Origin of the sequence: Streptomyces sp. NRRL S-646 (assembly GCF_000720765.1) — a bacterium.
Classification (GTDB): domain Bacteria; phylum Actinomycetota; class Actinomycetes; order Streptomycetales; family Streptomycetaceae; genus Streptomyces.
The window spans coordinates 50,622-65,794 of the sequence record NZ_JODC01000001.1 but is presented as its reverse complement, the minus strand read 5'-3'; the positions used below and the strand labels follow the sequence as shown (position 1 = coordinate 65,794).

The 15,173-nt window shown below is 70.8% G+C and carries 14 protein-coding genes; 1 reads left to right on the top strand and 13 read right to left on the bottom strand.

Annotated elements, in window-relative coordinates; genetic code table 11:
• Positions 1-61: 61 nt before the first annotated feature.
• Positions 62-748 carry a phosphatase PAP2 family protein gene (locus IH68_RS0100250; RefSeq protein WP_030926611.1) on the top strand — a complete coding sequence of 229 codons (687 nt, stop codon included), beginning with the start codon at positions 62-64 and terminating at the stop codon, positions 746-748.
• 2 nt (positions 749-750) lie between these two features.
• Here the strand turns inward: IH68_RS0100250 and IH68_RS0100245 are convergent, their stop codons facing one another.
• Genes IH68_RS0100245 through IH68_RS0100185 form a run of 13 tightly spaced genes read right to left on the bottom strand, consistent with a single transcriptional unit; the run spans position 751 to position 15,171 of the window.
• On the bottom strand, positions 751-2,103 hold the full coding sequence (locus IH68_RS0100245; protein WP_030926609.1) for a glutamate-1-semialdehyde 2,1-aminomutase: 1,353 nt from the start codon (positions 2,101-2,103) through the stop codon (positions 751-753).
• Positions 2,100-2,660: a dTDP-4-dehydrorhamnose 3,5-epimerase gene (rfbC, locus tag IH68_RS0100240; RefSeq protein ID WP_030926607.1), complete on the bottom strand. Its 561-nt coding sequence runs from the start codon at positions 2,658-2,660 to the stop codon at positions 2,100-2,102. The genes IH68_RS0100245 and rfbC overlap by 4 nt, the downstream gene beginning before the upstream one ends.
• Positions 2,657-3,877 carry a polysaccharide pyruvyl transferase family protein gene (locus IH68_RS0100235; protein WP_030926605.1) on the bottom strand — a complete coding sequence of 407 codons (1,221 nt, stop codon included), beginning with the start codon at positions 3,875-3,877 and terminating at the stop codon, positions 2,657-2,659. The genes rfbC and IH68_RS0100235 overlap by 4 nt, the downstream gene beginning before the upstream one ends.
• Positions 3,874-4,821: a glycosyltransferase family 2 protein gene (locus IH68_RS0100230; protein WP_030926603.1), complete on the bottom strand. Its 948-nt coding sequence runs from the start codon at positions 4,819-4,821 to the stop codon at positions 3,874-3,876. The genes IH68_RS0100235 and IH68_RS0100230 overlap by 4 nt, the downstream gene beginning before the upstream one ends.
• Positions 4,818-6,125 carry a membrane protein gene (locus IH68_RS0100225; protein WP_030926600.1) on the bottom strand — a complete coding sequence of 436 codons (1,308 nt, stop codon included), beginning with the start codon at positions 6,123-6,125 and terminating at the stop codon, positions 4,818-4,820. The genes IH68_RS0100230 and IH68_RS0100225 overlap by 4 nt, the downstream gene beginning before the upstream one ends.
• Positions 6,122-7,405, bottom strand: coding sequence for a DUF4910 domain-containing protein (locus IH68_RS0100220; protein WP_030926598.1), 1,284 nt, complete (start codon positions 7,403-7,405; stop codon positions 6,122-6,124). Before IH68_RS0100220 ends, IH68_RS0100225 begins: the two co-directional genes overlap by 4 nt.
• Complete coding sequence (locus IH68_RS0100215; protein WP_030926596.1) at positions 7,393-8,418, bottom strand: NAD-dependent epimerase/dehydratase family protein; 1,026 nt, start codon at positions 8,416-8,418, stop codon at positions 7,393-7,395. The genes IH68_RS0100220 and IH68_RS0100215 overlap by 13 nt, the downstream gene beginning before the upstream one ends.
• Positions 8,419-8,421: 3 nt before the next feature.
• Positions 8,422-9,069: a PIG-L deacetylase family protein gene (locus tag IH68_RS0100210; RefSeq protein ID WP_030926593.1), complete on the bottom strand. Its 648-nt coding sequence runs from the start codon at positions 9,067-9,069 to the stop codon at positions 8,422-8,424.
• On the bottom strand, positions 9,066-9,860 hold the full coding sequence (locus IH68_RS0100205; RefSeq protein ID WP_030926591.1) for a glucose-1-phosphate cytidylyltransferase: 795 nt from the start codon (positions 9,858-9,860) through the stop codon (positions 9,066-9,068). Before IH68_RS0100205 ends, IH68_RS0100210 begins: the two co-directional genes overlap by 4 nt.
• Positions 9,857-11,107, bottom strand: a complete 1,251-nt coding sequence (locus tag IH68_RS0100200; protein WP_030926590.1) for a class I SAM-dependent methyltransferase — start codon at positions 11,105-11,107, stop codon at positions 9,857-9,859. The genes IH68_RS0100205 and IH68_RS0100200 overlap by 4 nt, the downstream gene beginning before the upstream one ends.
• Positions 11,104-12,348 (bottom strand): glycosyltransferase, encoded by a 1,245-nt coding sequence (locus IH68_RS0100195; protein WP_030926588.1) that lies wholly within the window; start codon positions 12,346-12,348, stop codon positions 11,104-11,106. The genes IH68_RS0100200 and IH68_RS0100195 overlap by 4 nt, the downstream gene beginning before the upstream one ends.
• 2 nt (positions 12,349-12,350) lie before the next feature.
• Positions 12,351-13,631 (bottom strand): membrane protein, encoded by a 1,281-nt coding sequence (locus IH68_RS0100190; protein WP_030926587.1) that lies wholly within the window; start codon positions 13,629-13,631, stop codon positions 12,351-12,353.
• A gap of 1 nt (position 13,632) precedes the next feature.
• Positions 13,633-15,171 (bottom strand): right-handed parallel beta-helix repeat-containing protein, encoded by a 1,539-nt coding sequence (locus tag IH68_RS0100185; RefSeq protein ID WP_030926586.1) that lies wholly within the window; start codon positions 15,169-15,171, stop codon positions 13,633-13,635.
• Positions 15,172-15,173 lie beyond the last annotated feature (2 nt).

The window sequence follows — 15,173 nt, the reverse complement described above, 5'->3', positions numbered from 1 at the left end:
TGGATCGCCTGGCAGGAGCGGGCCTGGAAGTCGGCGCAGGCCGGCCGGACGCGGTGGGCGTGTGACCGGCCGGCCGGCGCCCGGGGTGCTGCCTTCGTCGCTGCGCCCGTTGTTCGGGCTGATCGCGGTTCTCGCCGCGCTGGTGGTTGCCGCGATCGGGGTCCTGTACGCCGGTCACAGCGAGCCCGGCAGGGTGGACCGTTGGTTCATCTCACCGACGGCGGACAGTGTGCAGCCGCCGTGGCGGTATGTCGCTCTGACCCTGGACTTCTTGGGAGAGCCCGCCGGATCGGCGATGGTGATCGTGACCGTCGTGGTGGGCTGCCTGCTGCTTCGGCGTCCTCGCGCGGCGGTGCTCGTCGTGGCCGGGGTCGGCGTGACCGTGGGGACGGCGACGCTGCTCAAGCACGTGGTGGGACGCACCATTCACGGCGCCGACAATCTGTCCTACCCGAGCGGGCACACCGCCTTCTTCACCGCGCTCGCCCTCGCAGCGGCACTGCCGGCGACCGGCCGGCTCGGCCTCGGCAAGGCGGCCGGCATGTCACTCGTGCTCGCCGCGGCGCTGGTTGCCGGCGCCGCGATGGGGTGGGCGCAGGTCGCCCTGGGCGCGCACTACCCGACCGATGTCCTCGGCGGCTGGTGCACCGCACTGGCGGTGGTACCGGCGACCGCATGGCTGGTCGACCGTACGGCCGACCGGCGGGCCGTTCGCACGGCCGACGCCGGTCGGCTGGAGCATCGCTGACGTCACGCCAAGCGGCGGAACACCGGCTTCACCGGTCGTCCTGCCAGCCAGGGGGTGGGGTCACCGGCGTCCAGTGCCTTCCGGTACACCGCACATGCCTGGGCCACCACATCGACGGTGTGATCGATGTCGGCGTCGCTGAGCGCACTGCTCACCACGAACGACGGGGCCAGCACCCCGCCCTCGAGGAGCCGGCGCAGGAACAGGGTGCGGTACTCCTGCGACGGCTGCCCGTTCGCGTCGAGGGTGGCGAAGACCAGGTTGCTGGCCCGGCCCCGGACGACGATGTGCTCGCCGACGCCCATGCCGGCCGCGGCCTCGCGGACACCGGCGGCCAACCGCTCGCCGAGCGCGTGCAGCCGCGCGGTGACGCCCTCCTCGGTGTAGATGGTCTGTACGGCCATCGCCGCGGCCAGCGAGTGCGTTTCCGCACCGTGCGTGGTGGACAGCAGGAAGACCCGCTCGCCGGAGTGCCGCAGCCCGCCCCGCTCCATCAGCTCGCGCCGCCCGGCCAGCGCGGAGACCGCGAACCCGTTGCCCAGCGCCTTGCCGAAGGTGGAGAGGTCGGGGACCACGCCGTACAGGCCCTGGGCTCCCGCCTCTGACCAGCGGAAGCCGGTGATCATCTCGTCGAAGATCAGGACGCAGCCGTGCCGGTGGGCCAGTTCGCGCAGGCCCTCCAGGTATCCGGGCGGCGGCTCGGTGTGGGTGGCGGGTTCGAGGATCAGGCAGGCGACCTCGCCCTCGTACCGGGTGAGCAGTTCCTCCGTGGCGGCCAGGTTCCCGTAGGGGAAGGACACGGTGAGCTCGTTGGTGGCCGTCGGAATGCCGGCGGACATCGGGGTGGTGCCGATGAACCAGTCGTCGACGGAGAAGAACGGATGGTCGGCGCAGATGGCCACCCTCGGGCGGCCGGTGGCGGCGCGGGCGAGGCGCACCGCGGCGGTGGTGGCGTCGGAGCCGTTCTTCGCGAACTTCACCATGTCGGCGGTCGGCACCGTGGCGAGAAAGCGTTCCGCGGCTTCCACCTCCACGATGGAGGGCCGGACGAAGTTGCTGCCGCGGTCGATCTCCCGCCGTACCGCCTCGGTCACGCCTGGGTGGGCGTGGCCGAGGCTGACCGAGCGCAGGCCGGATCCGTACTCGATGTAGCGGTTGCCGTCGATGTCCCACACGTGGGCCCCTCGGCCGTGGCTGATGACCGGGGCCAGGTTCTCGGGGTACTGGTCGTCGCCCTTGGCGTAGGTGTGCGCTCCCCCGGGTATCAGGGCGTGCAGCCGCTCGTTCGCCGTCCGTGACCGGGGCAGACGGAACTCCGCGGTCTCTTCGGTGTGTTCGGTGTGTCCGGTGGTCAACCGACTTCACCCTCCTTGTGCTTCAGGACCTCGGCGAGGCTCGGCGCCTCCCGGTCCCGCTGGGACATCGACGTGACCGGCAGTGGCCAGGGAATGGCGAGTTCCGGGTCGTCGAAGGCGATCGTCACGTCCTCGGACGGATCGTGCTGACGATCGATACGGTAAGAGGTATCTGCGATTTCGGTAAGAGCCTGGAAGCCGTGCGCGCATCCCGCCGGGATGTACACGGTCTTCTGCGTCTCGCCGGACAGCTCGAAGAAGGCCCGGTTGCGGTAGGTCGGCGAGTCCGGGCGCAGGTCCACGACGACGTCGAAGATCTTCCCGTACGAGCAGCGCACCAGTTTGGCCTCGCCGGCGCCGGAGCGCAGGTGCAGGCCGCGCAGCACGCCCCGGACCGAGCGGGAGACGCTGTCCTGGACGAAGGCGTTGGGGTCGAGGCCCACGGAGCGGACCACGTCGGCGTCGAAGGTGCGGCAGAAGAAGCCGCGTTCGTCGGCGTACGGTGTGGGTTCGAACAGGTACGCGTCGGCGATCTCCGGGACTTCGGTCGCTTTCATCGAGCCTTCCGCAGGGTGTGAGTGTGGTCGGTCTTCGGGAACACGGCTGCGGTCAACGCAGTGAACTGGTCGGCGAGTTGTTGTGCGGCCGCCTGGTTCCGCTCGGTGAGGGTCTGGCGCAGCTCGGCCGATCGCTTCTCCAGCGTCCGGAACTGTTCGAGCAGCCGGTCGACGTCGACCTCGCGCGCCGGGTGGCAGAAGGCGCCGAGACCCATCCGCTCCATGAGCGCGTCGCTCTTGGCCGCATAGCTGAGGGCGAGCACCGGGGTGCCGGTCTTCAGCGCGCAGATCAGGTTGTGGTAGCGGACCGCGACCACGGTGTCGGCAGCCGCCATCTCCTTCATCAGATCGGCCAGTGAGGCCGGCTCGGCGGCGGTGACCAGCGGCGAGTCGACCGCGTCGAGGATCGCGTCGACCACCGCCACATCGCACTGGTCGCCGGTGAGCAGCCGGACGGGTCTGCCGTCCTCGACCAGCGTGCGGACGAAACGGATCGTCCCGTCGAGGTAGCGCCGGTATATCTCGTCGGCCCGGGCGCGGTCGTCGTTTCCGCCGTGGAAGTCCATGACGCCGACGCAGACCGTGCCCGGCGAGCCCGAGGGCGCGCTCGTCTGCGGCGTCGGCAGGGAGAACGCGAGGTCGGGGTAGACCTCGTCGCGCGCGGTGTCCACGCCCATCGCCCGCATCGCGTCACGGCTCTGGGCGTCCCGGTAGGACCGGTACGTGGCCAGCCGCGCCGACCAGCGCACCAGTGCCCGGGTGGGCCGGTTGCGGATCTCGGCGGCGCCGACGCTGACCAGCGCGACCCGGGTGCCGAGCAGCCGGCCGCTCGCGCAGAGCAGGAACAGCGAGTACGGGAAGCCCCACGGCCGCAGCGGCAGGGTGGCCTCCAGGACGCCCATGCCGGGCACGATCACCACGTCGTGCCGGCGCACCCAGGCGGCGGTGCGGAAGACGTCGACGAGTTTGCCGAGCCCCTTCGACGCGATCGCGCCCGCACGTGACGCCGTCCGGTACTCCGCGCGGTTCCAGTGCAGCCGCGTGGCGGGGATCCCGAACCGGGTCGTCACGGCCTCGGGTCCGCCGCACAGGGCGTCCACGGCCGCGTCCGGGTGCTCGGTGCGCAGAAATCCCAGGACGGCCTCCAGCGAGCCGTCGTTGCCGAGGTTGCCGGAGCCGAGGAGGCCGAACACCCCCACACGTGTTGCCGTCTTCATGCCCGCCGCCCCTCGCGGCCCGCGACGAGGGCGTCGACGGAGACGGTGAGCAGGTCCGGGTCGACGGGGGCGCGGTCCTCGACCCGCTCGCCGGCGCCCGGCCGGACCCGGCTGGTCATCCAGGCGGCCATGTGGCGGTAGCAGGCGCGTCGGTCGGCCGGGGACAACGGCGCCCGCCGGATCGCCGCGGCGAAGCCCCAGATGTACTCGGCGAGCAGCCGGGGCGTCGGGTGCAGCGGGCCTGCCCGGCGCGGGTCCAGGTTGACGCACCGGGAGCGCTTGGACGGGTTCGCCCGCTCGGCGCGGTTGGGGTGGTCACGGCGGAAGTACAGCAGTTCCGGCACCTGGTGGAAGCGCCCGTGCAGGGTGATCTCGGCGACGAACGTGCGGTCCGCGTGGTGGTAGCTGTCGAGCGGCTTCACCCGGCGCAGCATGTCGGCCCGCATCACCCCGTAGAAGTCGTCGCCGCCCGGCTCGAACAGCAGGCTGCGGAAGCGCTCCGGCGCGTGCGGGGAGTCGGTGGCGAGCGTGTACTCGTAGGGGACCGTCACCTGGCCGTCGCCGTCGATGACCGCCTGGTCGGCGTGCGCGAGGATGACGTCGGGCTGTTCGTCCAGCGCCTCGATGCAGCGCCGCAGCAGGTCGCGGGCGTAGAGGTCGTCGTGCGAGGCCCACTTGAACAGTTCGCCGCGGCACTGGGTGAACACGTAGTTGTGGTTCGGCGTGGCGCCGACGTTCCGGAGCAGCCGGATGTATCGGATGCGGGAGTCCTGCGCGGCGTACTTGCGGCAGATGTCCTCGGTCCCGTCGGTCGAGGCGTTGTCGGAGATGACCAGCTCGAAATCCTCATAGGTCTGGCCGAGCAGGGCGTCGAGCGACTCGGCGAGGTACTCCTCACCGTTGTACACGGGCAGGCCGATGCTCAGCCTGGGTCGGTCGGTCATGAGGTCCTCACTTCAGGAACAGGGTCGTGGTGGTGCTCGCGCAGGGCCGACCGCAGTTGCAGCCACCACACGGCCGAGCCGCTGACGGTCGCGGCGGCGACGCCCCAGGCCGAGCCGACCGTGCCGGCCACGGCAGCACCGCCGAGCCCGCCGCCGACGTAGCAGGCGGAGGCGAACAGCTGGCAGCGCAGACTGCGCCGGGCCGCGCCGAGCGCGCGCAGCCCGGCCGCCGCGCCGGTGCCGAGGCCCGCGCCCGCAACGCTGAAGGTGATCGGCACGAGGAGCTGAGAGGCGGAGTGCCAGACGTCGCCGAGCGCGAGAGCGCCGAGCCGGTTGGGCATCAGCAGCAGGGCCCCGCCCCACAGGAGCGCGGCGGTGGCCTGCCCGCCGCCCAGCAGGAGACAGAACTTGCCGAGGCGGTGCGGGGACTGCCGCAGCACCCGTGCCGCCTCCGGGACGGTGACCAGCGAAAGGCCCATCAGTACGGCGAGGAAGGGGCCCATCAGCAGCTCGGCACCCCGCACCGCGCCCACCGCCCCCAGCCCGACGATCGCGCCGAGCCCGTAGGCCCGCAGCTGGCTGGCGCCGCTGAGGCTGACGTTCTCGACCAGGTACCGGTAGCCGAGATCGCGTTGCTCGCGAAGCCACCCGCGCGCCTCGGTCATCCGGGGCCGGATTCCGGACTGGAAGCAGCCGTACGCGGCGGCCACCGCGGCGGACGCCCCCCAGGCCAGCACGAAGGCGGCCACGCTGCTCACGTGGGCCGCCACCACCATGGCCGGGACGAGTGCCACGCACCACACGACGTCGTTGAGGAAGGCCTTGCGCCCGTTGCCCGCGGCGAAGAACGAGAACCGCCAGGCATCCTGCAGCAGCAGCCCCGGCAGCATGACGCCCAGGCAGACGAACGCGGGCCCCAGCCGGCCGCCGAGCACCAGTCCGGCCGCCAGGGACAGCGCACCTATGGCGGTACCGACGCCGAGTGCCGTACCCGTCGAACGGGCCACCGCCCCGCGCCAGTTCGCTTCCGGAACGCCGCTGAAGCGCACCACGAGCGGGTCGGTGGACAGGCCCCGCGAGACGTTCAGCACCACGCCGTAGGTCACCCAGGCCAGGCTGAACACGCCGAACGCGGTCACCCCGAGCGAGCGGGCCACGTAGATGCCCACCGCGAAGTTGCTGATGCTGGAGGCCGCCTGGTCGGCCAGTCCCCACGACAGCCGGCCGACCAGGGCCCGCTTGGCGGATCCGGCCGGTCGCGCAGTGGTCTGCGCGCTCTCCCCCTCGACGGGCATCGACGTCATGTCTTGATCAACCCTGCCTCGTGCAGGGCACCGGCCGCCCCGGCGACGGTGTCGAACGGCAGCCCGGACCGCTCGGCGACGTCCAGCAGGTCGTGCTCGCCGTCGGAGAGATTGAGCACCCAGAGCATGGCCATCTGGGCCTGCTTTGTGTCGCTGCGGCCGCCGAGCGCGTCGTACAACCCGCGCCGTCCCAACTGCGGTTCGCCGTACGGGCTGAGGTTGACGTACTGACGGTTGCGGTCCAGGACGGCGAACGCCTCGCGGCAGACCGCGAGGGTGTCCGCCATCGCCTCCGGGGAGACGAAGTCCAGGTTGTCCGCCGAGGTGTGGTACTCGGGATAGCCCGCGTACGGGGTCCGGGTGAGCGAGCCGACACCGAGGTTGAACCCGGGCGAGCAGTACTGCCGTTCGTCGTAGCCGTACGGAGTGAACTCGTTGACGCGGTGCGGCCGTTCGGATGCGGTCAGCACGTGCCGCATCACCCGGTCGATCTCCGCGTCACCGCGCCTGCTCTGCTTGTACGTCAACTGGCCCCGGTCGCCGGCGCAGGCCAGCACGACGCCGTGCTTGACCCGTTCCACCCGCTCCGCGTTGCGGGCCAGCCAGGTGATCGCCCCGATGGTGCCGGGCGCGAAGATGAACCGGTAGGTGTAGTACGGCGTTTGCTGCGCAAGCTCCCGGGCCAGGTACGTCGCCACCGCGACGCCGGCCATGTTGTCGTTGGCCAGCGCCGGGTGGCAGATGTGACAGGAGACGATCACCTCGTCGGCGACCTGGCCGGGCACCACGTACTCGGCGTAGGTGAGGTGGCCGTCGGCGAGGGTCGAGTCGATGACCACCTCGTACTCGCCGTCCGGCATCGCGTCCAGGGTGTCCTGGGCCAGGCAGAAGCCCCACTCCGGCTTGTAGTAGCTGGTGCGGTACGGCACCCAGGAGGGCTGTTCGGGCAGGGTGTGCAGGTGCGGGCGCAGCTCGGACAGCGGCATGGTCGCCGACACCGGCACGCTGTAGCCGAGCACGTGCAGGCTGGACGCGGCGAAGTCGACGACCCGGTTCCCGGCGCTGTCGGCGATGTACGCGTCGCGGATGTTCCACTCCTGCGGCACCGTCCAGTCGAGCACCTGCGTCCCGGTCGGCACCTCGTGCACCTGCAGCGGCAGGTACTCGCCGACGATGTCCAGGGTGGCGCGGACACCGTCGCCGGTGATGCTCCGGCACAGCGGGTACATCCGCTCCACCAGGGCGTGCATCTCTTCGCCGGAATGGGTCATCGGCGCCACCGCAGGGTGTCGTCGACGGTGCCGGCCTCGGACGCCGCGCGCAGCACGGCGAGCCGGGTGAAGCGCTGGTCGAAGTCCTCCTTGGTCAGTCCGAACTTCCGGTAGGCGTCGGCGAGTTCGAGCGCGCCGCGCTTGACCGACCATTCGATGTCGAAGCCGGGGATCGCGGCGCGGAACCGGGAGAAGTCCACCCGGTAGGAGCGCGGGTCGGCCCCGTTCTCCCCGGTGATCCTCACCTTCGCGCCGGGCACCGCCTCGGCGACCTGCTCGGCGATCTCGGCGACCGTGACGTTGTTGGTCTCGCTGCCGATGTTGAACGCCCGGTCGTGGACCGCTTCGCGCGGCGCGGTCAGCGCGGCCGTGAAGGCCCGGGCGATGTCACCGGCGTGCACCAGCGGGCGCCAGGGGGTCCCGTCGGAGAGCACCAGCACCTCGCCGGACAGCAGTGCGTGACCGACCAGGTTGTTCAGCACGATGTCGGCGCGCAGCCGGGGCGAGTAGCCGAAGGCGGTGGCGTTGCGCATGTACACGGGGGTGAAGTCGTCGTCGGCCAGCTCGTGCAGGTCGTCCTCCACCCGCACCTTGGACTCCGCGTACGGGGTCACCGGGCGCAGCGGAGCGTCCTCGCCCACCAGGTCGTCGCCGCCGGCGGCGCCGTAGACCGAGCACGTCGACGCGTACAGGAAGCGCCGCACTCCGGCCTCGCGGGCCAGCCGGGCCAGCCGTACGGACGCGTGGTGGTTGATGTCGTAGGTGAGTTCCGGCGCCAGCGAGCCCAGCGGATCGTTGGACAGGGCGGCCAGATGGATCACGGCGTCCACCCCGGCCACGTGTTCGGCCGTGACGTCGCGCAGGTCCACCCGGTGCCCCTGCGGGTCCGCGGGTGTCTCGCCGAGGACGGAGTCGGCGAACAGGCCGGAGTCGAGGCCGACGACCTCGTGTCCGGCGGCGGCGAGGACCGGGGCCATCACGGTGCCCAGGTATCCCTGGTGTCCAGTCAGTAGTACGCGCATGGTTCAACCCCCCAGGTTGAGCGTGAGTTTGGTGACGGCGAACGCCTCGGCGTATCGCTCGTGGCATTCGATGCCGCGGATCCGTGCCAGCCCGAGGAAGGCTTCGCGGTCGTACCAGGGCCGGTGCCGCTGCGAGGGGTAGTGCTCCTGCAGCAGCCGTACCTTTTCTTCGGCGACCTCCGGCGACAGCGGCTGGTAGGCGGCCATCCGGCCGAGGTCGCCGTCCCATTTGACGATCTCGTAGCCGAGGACCAGGTGGTCGCGAAATGCGGTGGGTATCAGCTGCGCCAGGCCGCGGTGGTCCTGGTGGGCGTCGTCGGTGCGCGGGGCCAGGATCAGATCCGGGTCGGTCTGCGCGCGCAGTTCCTCGACCGCGGCCTTGGCCTCGTCCCAGTGCACGGGCAGCCGGCCGTCGGGCAGCTTGTGCACGGTCAGCCGCAGGTCGGCGCCCGGGCAGAAGGCGGCGAGCGCGGCCTGCTCCTCCTGCTCGCGCTCGCTGCCACCGCCGGAGAGCACCAGGACGTCGACGCGGAGGCCCGGCCGCGCGTGACACAGCGTCAGCAGTGTGCCGCCGGCGCCGATGGCGATGTCGTCGCAGTGCGCGCCCACGGCGACGATCCGGTCCGGGCGCCCGGCGCCGAGGCGGATCACGCGCTCACCCCGGCGTTGTCCCGTTCCCACACGGCCCACGGTCGGTCGCCCCGGGCATAGGCCTCGTCGAGCGCGGCCCGCTCCTTCACGGTGTCGGTCGGCTTCCAGAAGCCGCGGTGCTGGTGCGCCACCAGGCGGCCCTCCTTGGCCAGTTGGGCGCATCCGTCGGCGACCAGGTCCCCGTTCTCCGGGATGTGGTCGAAGACCTCCTGGCGGAGCACGAAGTAGCCGCCGTTCTCCCACAGCGGCATGTCGCTCACCGCGGTGATGCCCCCCACCAGGCCGTCCTCGCCCAGGTCCACGCAGTGGAACGAGGACTGGGGCGGCACCACCATCATCGACGCACCGGCGTCGCGCCGGGCGAAGTTGTCGATCATCTCGGGCAGCGGGGCGTCGGTGAGCACGTCGGCGTAGTTGGCGAGGAACATCTCGTCGCCGTCCAGGTGGTGGCGCACCCGGCGCAGCCGCTCCCCGATGGGCGACTCGATGCCGGTCTGCGCGAACGTGATCGTCCAGTCGGCTATGTCGGTGGACAGCAGCTCGGTCTTCCCGCCCCGCAGCACGAAGTCGTTGGACGTCGTCTCCTCGTAGTTGAGGAAGAAGTCCTTGATGTGGTGGGCCCCGTAGCCGAGGCACAGGATGAACTCCTTGTGCCCGAAGTGCGCGTAGTAGCGCATGACGTGCCAGATCAGCGGCCTCGGTCCGACCATCGCCATCGGCTTGGGCACGTCGTCGGAGGTTCCGTTGCGCATCCGCATCCCGTAACCGCCGCAGAACAGAACGACCTTCATGCTGTGACCTTTCGGGACGCGCCGTCGACGATGCTCAGTTCCGGGATGGGAAAGACCAGCCGGCCGCCCCAGTCGTGTACGAAGGACAGCTGCTCGACCAGCTCTGCCCGCAGGTTCCACGGGAGGACGAGGACGTAGTCCGGTCTGTCGGCGGCGATCTGCTCGGGCGGCAGGATCGGGATGCGGGTGCCCGGGGTGAACCTGCCGTGCTTGTACGGGTTGCGGTCGACCGTGTACGCGAGCAGGTCGGGTCGGATGCCGCAGTGGTTGAGCAGGGTGTTGCCCTTGCCCGGGGCGCCGTAGCCGACGACCGTCTGGCCGCGCTCGGCCGCCTCGATGAGGAACTTGAGCAGGTCCCGGCGCACCTTGGCCACGCGGGCAGAGAACTCGGTGTACCCGGACAGCTCCTGCAGACCGGCGGCCTTCTCCCGGGCCAGTACGTCGGCCACCCGCTCCGTCGGCTCGCCGGCCACCTCGGTCGGGCGGGCCCACAGCCGGATGGAGCCGCCGTGCGTGGGCAGCAACTCGACGTCCACGAGCGTGAGTCCGCCGCTCGCCAGCGCCTGGATCGCGGAGGCGACCGTGTAGTACTGGAAGTGCTCGTGGTAGATCGTGTCGTACTGGTTCTCCTCGATCAGGGTCAGCAGGTGCTGCACCTCGATGGAGACCCAGCCGTCGTCGGCGACCAGGGCGCGCAGCCCCTGGGTGAACCCGACCACGTCGGGGATGTGCGCGTACACGTTGTTGGCGACGACCAGGTCCGCCGGGCCGTGCTCTGCACGGACGGCCGAGCCGGTGTCCGGGCTCAGGAACTCCGTGAGCGTGGGCACGCCCTTGTCCCGTGCCGCGGCGCCGACGTTCACCGACGGCTCGATGCCCAGGCAGCGGATCCCCCGGTCCACCACGTGCTTCAGCAGGTACCCGTCGTTGCTCGCGACCTCGACGACGAAGGCGTCGGGACCGAGACCCGCGCGCTCTACGGCGTCGGCGACGAACGTCCGCGCGTGCTCCACCCAGGAGGTCGAGTACGAGGAGAAGTACGCGTACTCCGTGAACGTCTCCTCCGGCTTGATCAGCGGCGGGATCTGCGCCAGCCAGCAGTCGGTGCAAACCCGCAGGTGCAGCGGGTACGCCGGTTCCGGCTGGTCGAGTTGGTCCGCGGCGAGAAAGCTCTCGCATGGTGGCGTCGCCCCGAGGTCGACGACGCTCGCCGTCGCCTCCGAGCCGCACAGTCGGCATCGTGTCATCTGTTGTCCCCATCCCCCCTGCTCGCGGGGGTGTCCCCGCCGCGAGTCTGTGCTGACCGCTCCGCGATCGCGGTGCGGTACTCATCAACCAGGCGGTCGAGGCCGACCGCCGGGCTGAAACCCTGTTCGTACCGGAGCCGGGCCGCTCGGCCCATCTCCCGGTTGTGGTCCGGCTCGGCCGCGACGCGGCGTATGCAGGACGCGAGGGAGGCGGACTCCCCCGGCTTGTGCAGCAGCCCGGTCACGCCGTCGTCGACGAGTTCGACGAAAGCGCCGTGACCGGCGGCGACGACCGGGACCCCGGCCGCCATCGCCTCCACGACCACCAGGCCGAACGCCTCCAGCCACGTGGACGGAGCCACCACGGCGACAGAGCGCGCGATGGCCTTCCGGCACTCCGCCGTGTCGTACAGCCCGACGTAGCGCACGTCGTCCCGGCCGGCCGCCCAGGCGGTCACCTCCGGCTCCAGTGGCCCCGTGCCGGCGATGACGAGCGGCACGCCCACACCGCCGCTCGCCGCGATCTCGTCCCACGCGGCCATGAGCAGTCGTACGCCCTTGGCCTCCGCGAGCCGGCCGAGGTAGAGCAGATGCTCTCCGTCGCCTGCTCGGCGGTCCTCCGGGTCGGGTACGAAGTTGTGCTTCACCGCCAGCCGCTCGGCCGGCATGCCGGCCCGCACCAGGGTGTCGCGCTGGGCCGCGGAGATGCAGAAGAACCGCTCCACGCCGGACCACCAGCGCCGCCGGTTGGCCGACAGGCTGACCGCGAGCGGCACCGTGGCGAGGCGGGAGCCCCGGTAGCAGCCGTGCCGGACGGCGGGCAGCGGTACCGCCGATCCGACGCACTCGGTGCACGGCCGGCCGTCCCGCTGCAGCGTGCCGGGCGGGCAGACCTGGGTGTAGTTGTGCAGCGTGGCGACGGCGGGCACGCCGGCGTCGGCGCACGCGGCAAGGACCGCGGGCGACAGGAGCGGGAAGACGTTGTGGACGTGCACCACGTCGGGCCGCTCGGTGCGCAGCTTGGCGGCGAGCTCCGTGCGGACGGCCGGGTTCCACGGCACCCGCAGCGGCACCGCGACCTTGGCGAGGAGGGACATGGCGCCGATGTCGTCGCTGCGCCGCTCGAACATCTCGACCCGGTGGCCGGCCGCGCGCAGCAGCTCCACCTCCTGGTCGACGACCTTGTTCTCGCCGCTCGGCTGCGCCGAGGCGTAGCGGTTGTGCACCACGAGGATGTGCATGCTCAGGTCACCTCCGATCCACGGGCCCAGCGCGGGACGCGTTGTCGAGGGACTTCGCGTGTCGAAAGCCGAGGTACTTCGGGCGTCGAGAGGACGGCGGCCTCGGCAGGTGCCGCCAGCAGCGAGGCGGCCAGCGCCAGATGCAGCAGATACGGCGAGGCGTCGCCGAGGCCGGCCTCGGTGTACGAGGCCATCGCGCAGTAGCTGATGAGGAAGATCGCGCAGGCCCTCTGCAGCGACGGCGGTCGCAGCAACGCGACGCCGCCCAGCACGATGATGATCACCGCGACCAGGGTCACGCCGATCAGCCCCTGCTCGTTGTAGACGGCCAGCCAGCTGTTGTCGATCGGCAGCCCGCCGAAGGACTTGTCGCCCAGGCCCACGCCGAACAGCTGCTCCGAGGTCGACCGGGGCGCGGACAGGAGTGCGTCCCAGACCTTGGCGCGGCCGGTGAGGCTGGAGAAGTTCTCCTTGCTCTGTCCGCGCAGGAACCACGACTGGAGCATGGAGGCGAACCCCACCGCGGCCACCGTGGCCAACAGCACCGCCCAGGTGAAGAAGCGGCGGGCGGCGGCGCTGGTCAGCAGGAGCGAGCCGATCGCCAGCACCAGCCCGACGAGCAGGCCGAGCGTGGCCGTGCGGGTATGGGTCAGGGCGAGCAGGACGAGGGACGGCACGATGACCACCGCCGCGCCCTTCTTGTCGGTCCGGCGGCCCAGGAGGAGCAGCACGGTGAGCCCGATGATCACCGCGGCGTACTGTCCGATCTGCGGCGGGGTGAGCGGCCACAACGCGCCGACCAGGCGCCCGCCGTAGAGGTCGGGCAGGGCCGCGCCCGGTGAGACGGCAAGTCCTGCGGCCACCGATCCGAGCACCGCGAAGTACATCCGGATGTGGTGCCGGACGAACGTGAGGCCGCCGTCCCACCAGCGGGTGAGCAGCCACAGGGTGCCCACGAAGAGAGCCAGCCGGAAGCAGCGGAACAGCGCGCCGAACCCGGACTCCAGATTCGCGCTGGAGATCACGCTCGACACCAGCAGCAGGGTGAGCATGAAGACGTACGCGCTGGATCGGATGCGCAGCCGGAGATTGACCGCCAGCGCCAGGGTGAACGCGGCGACCAAGGCGCCCATCGTGACCATCTGGATGAGGGATCGGGGCAGCGGCACGATGGTCTTCGCCCCGGCGGAGCCGAGCGTGTTGAGGACCAGCAGCCCCCACACGATCCCGATGACCCTGGGTGTGCCGGCAGGGCGCGGTTCGGCGCCGGGCAGTGTGCTCATCTCAACCACCGGCCTGTCCGCTGGAGGTGCTGCCCGCGTCCTGCCGGTACGGCGCGCCCTGCCAGCCCTGGAAGTCGAGCACCTTGCTCGGGTCGTGGACGACGAAGGCCCACGGCCCGACGTACACGTTGTCGTGCCAGCGGTTGTGCTGCTTGAGGGTGATCGCCTCGGCCACCTTCTCGCCCTTGTACGGCGACCAGTCCGGATAGGTGCCGTAGTTGGAGAGCACCGCCATGCGGTCGCACTTCGTCGTGCACTTCATGACGGCCTTGTCCAGCACGAAGCGGTTGTCGTGGATGTCCACCCGCTGGGTCTTCCACCGGCAGTCGGCGTAGAGCGGTGCCTTGGCGATCGCCGACTTGCCGCAGCGGCTGGTCTTCTTCACCAGCAACGTGCAGTCGCCGGAGGAGGTGTTGGCCGGGCTGTTGCAGAACCGGTCGGCGTTCTCCCACAGGGTGATCCCGGACCAGTTGTTCTCCAGCAGGTTGCCGTAGATCTCGATCTTGTTCGTGCGGGCCTTGATCCGTGGTTCGCCGCCGGACTCCGACAGATAAATGGTCGCGAACGGGAAGGTGTCGCCGCGGCCGGCTGCCTTGCGGCCCTCGACCCAGTTGTTCTTCCGGATCGTGTTGTTGCGGATGACCGCGTTGTAGCTGGTCTCGTAGATCAGCGCGGCGCCGTCGTTGGCTTCCAGCACGTTGTCCTCGATGCGGAAGTCATTGTTGTTGGTGTCCGCCCACAACCCGGTTCCGCGGTTGTCGTGCACCCAGTTGCCGCGTACGTCGGCTCCGTCGACGGCCCAGAACTTGATGCCTCCGGTGCAGCCGCAGCCCTGCTGCCGCCGCTCCCAGTCGCCGGTGTTGTTGCCCACGATCTCGTTGCCCTCGACCACCAGGCCGCTGATGCGGCCGCTGCCCTTGTAGGCGTTCATGCCGTACTGGCCGTTGGCGCGCAGGCAGTTGCCGCGGACCTGCTGGCGGGCACCGGCCATCAGCCCGGCACCGGAGTTGTTCTGGATCGTCGCGTGCTCGATCACCCACCCGTCGGCCGAGTCGTGGTTGACCACGCCCTCGTTCTGCGGCGGGACGAAACCCTGCACGGTCAGGTAGCCGATGGTGACGCCCTGAGCGGTGCCGGCGAACGCGTACTGGTTGATCTTCCTCCCGTCGAGCACCGCGCCGGGCGCGCCGAGGTAGCGGTCGCCCTTCTTCGGGATGACCTGGGCGTAGCGGTCGGCGTCGAGCCTGTGCTTGCCCGGTCGCAGCCAGAACGTGGTGTTCGGGGGGCTGCTCTTGGTCTTCGCCGCCAGGTCACCGACCTTCGCGGGGTCGACCGTCACCGCGCCCGCCGGCGCCTTGTCCGGACCGGCCTCGGGCTTGGCACACACCCGGGCCACGGACGTGGACCGCGCCCCGGACGTGGTGGGCGCAGCGGTCGCCTTTGCCTCGGCGGGCTGTGTGCCGTCGCAACCGGTCAACGCCAGCAGGGCCAGTGTCAACGGTGCCACCGCCCACGCCCAGTGCCGCCTCTTGATCGCCACGT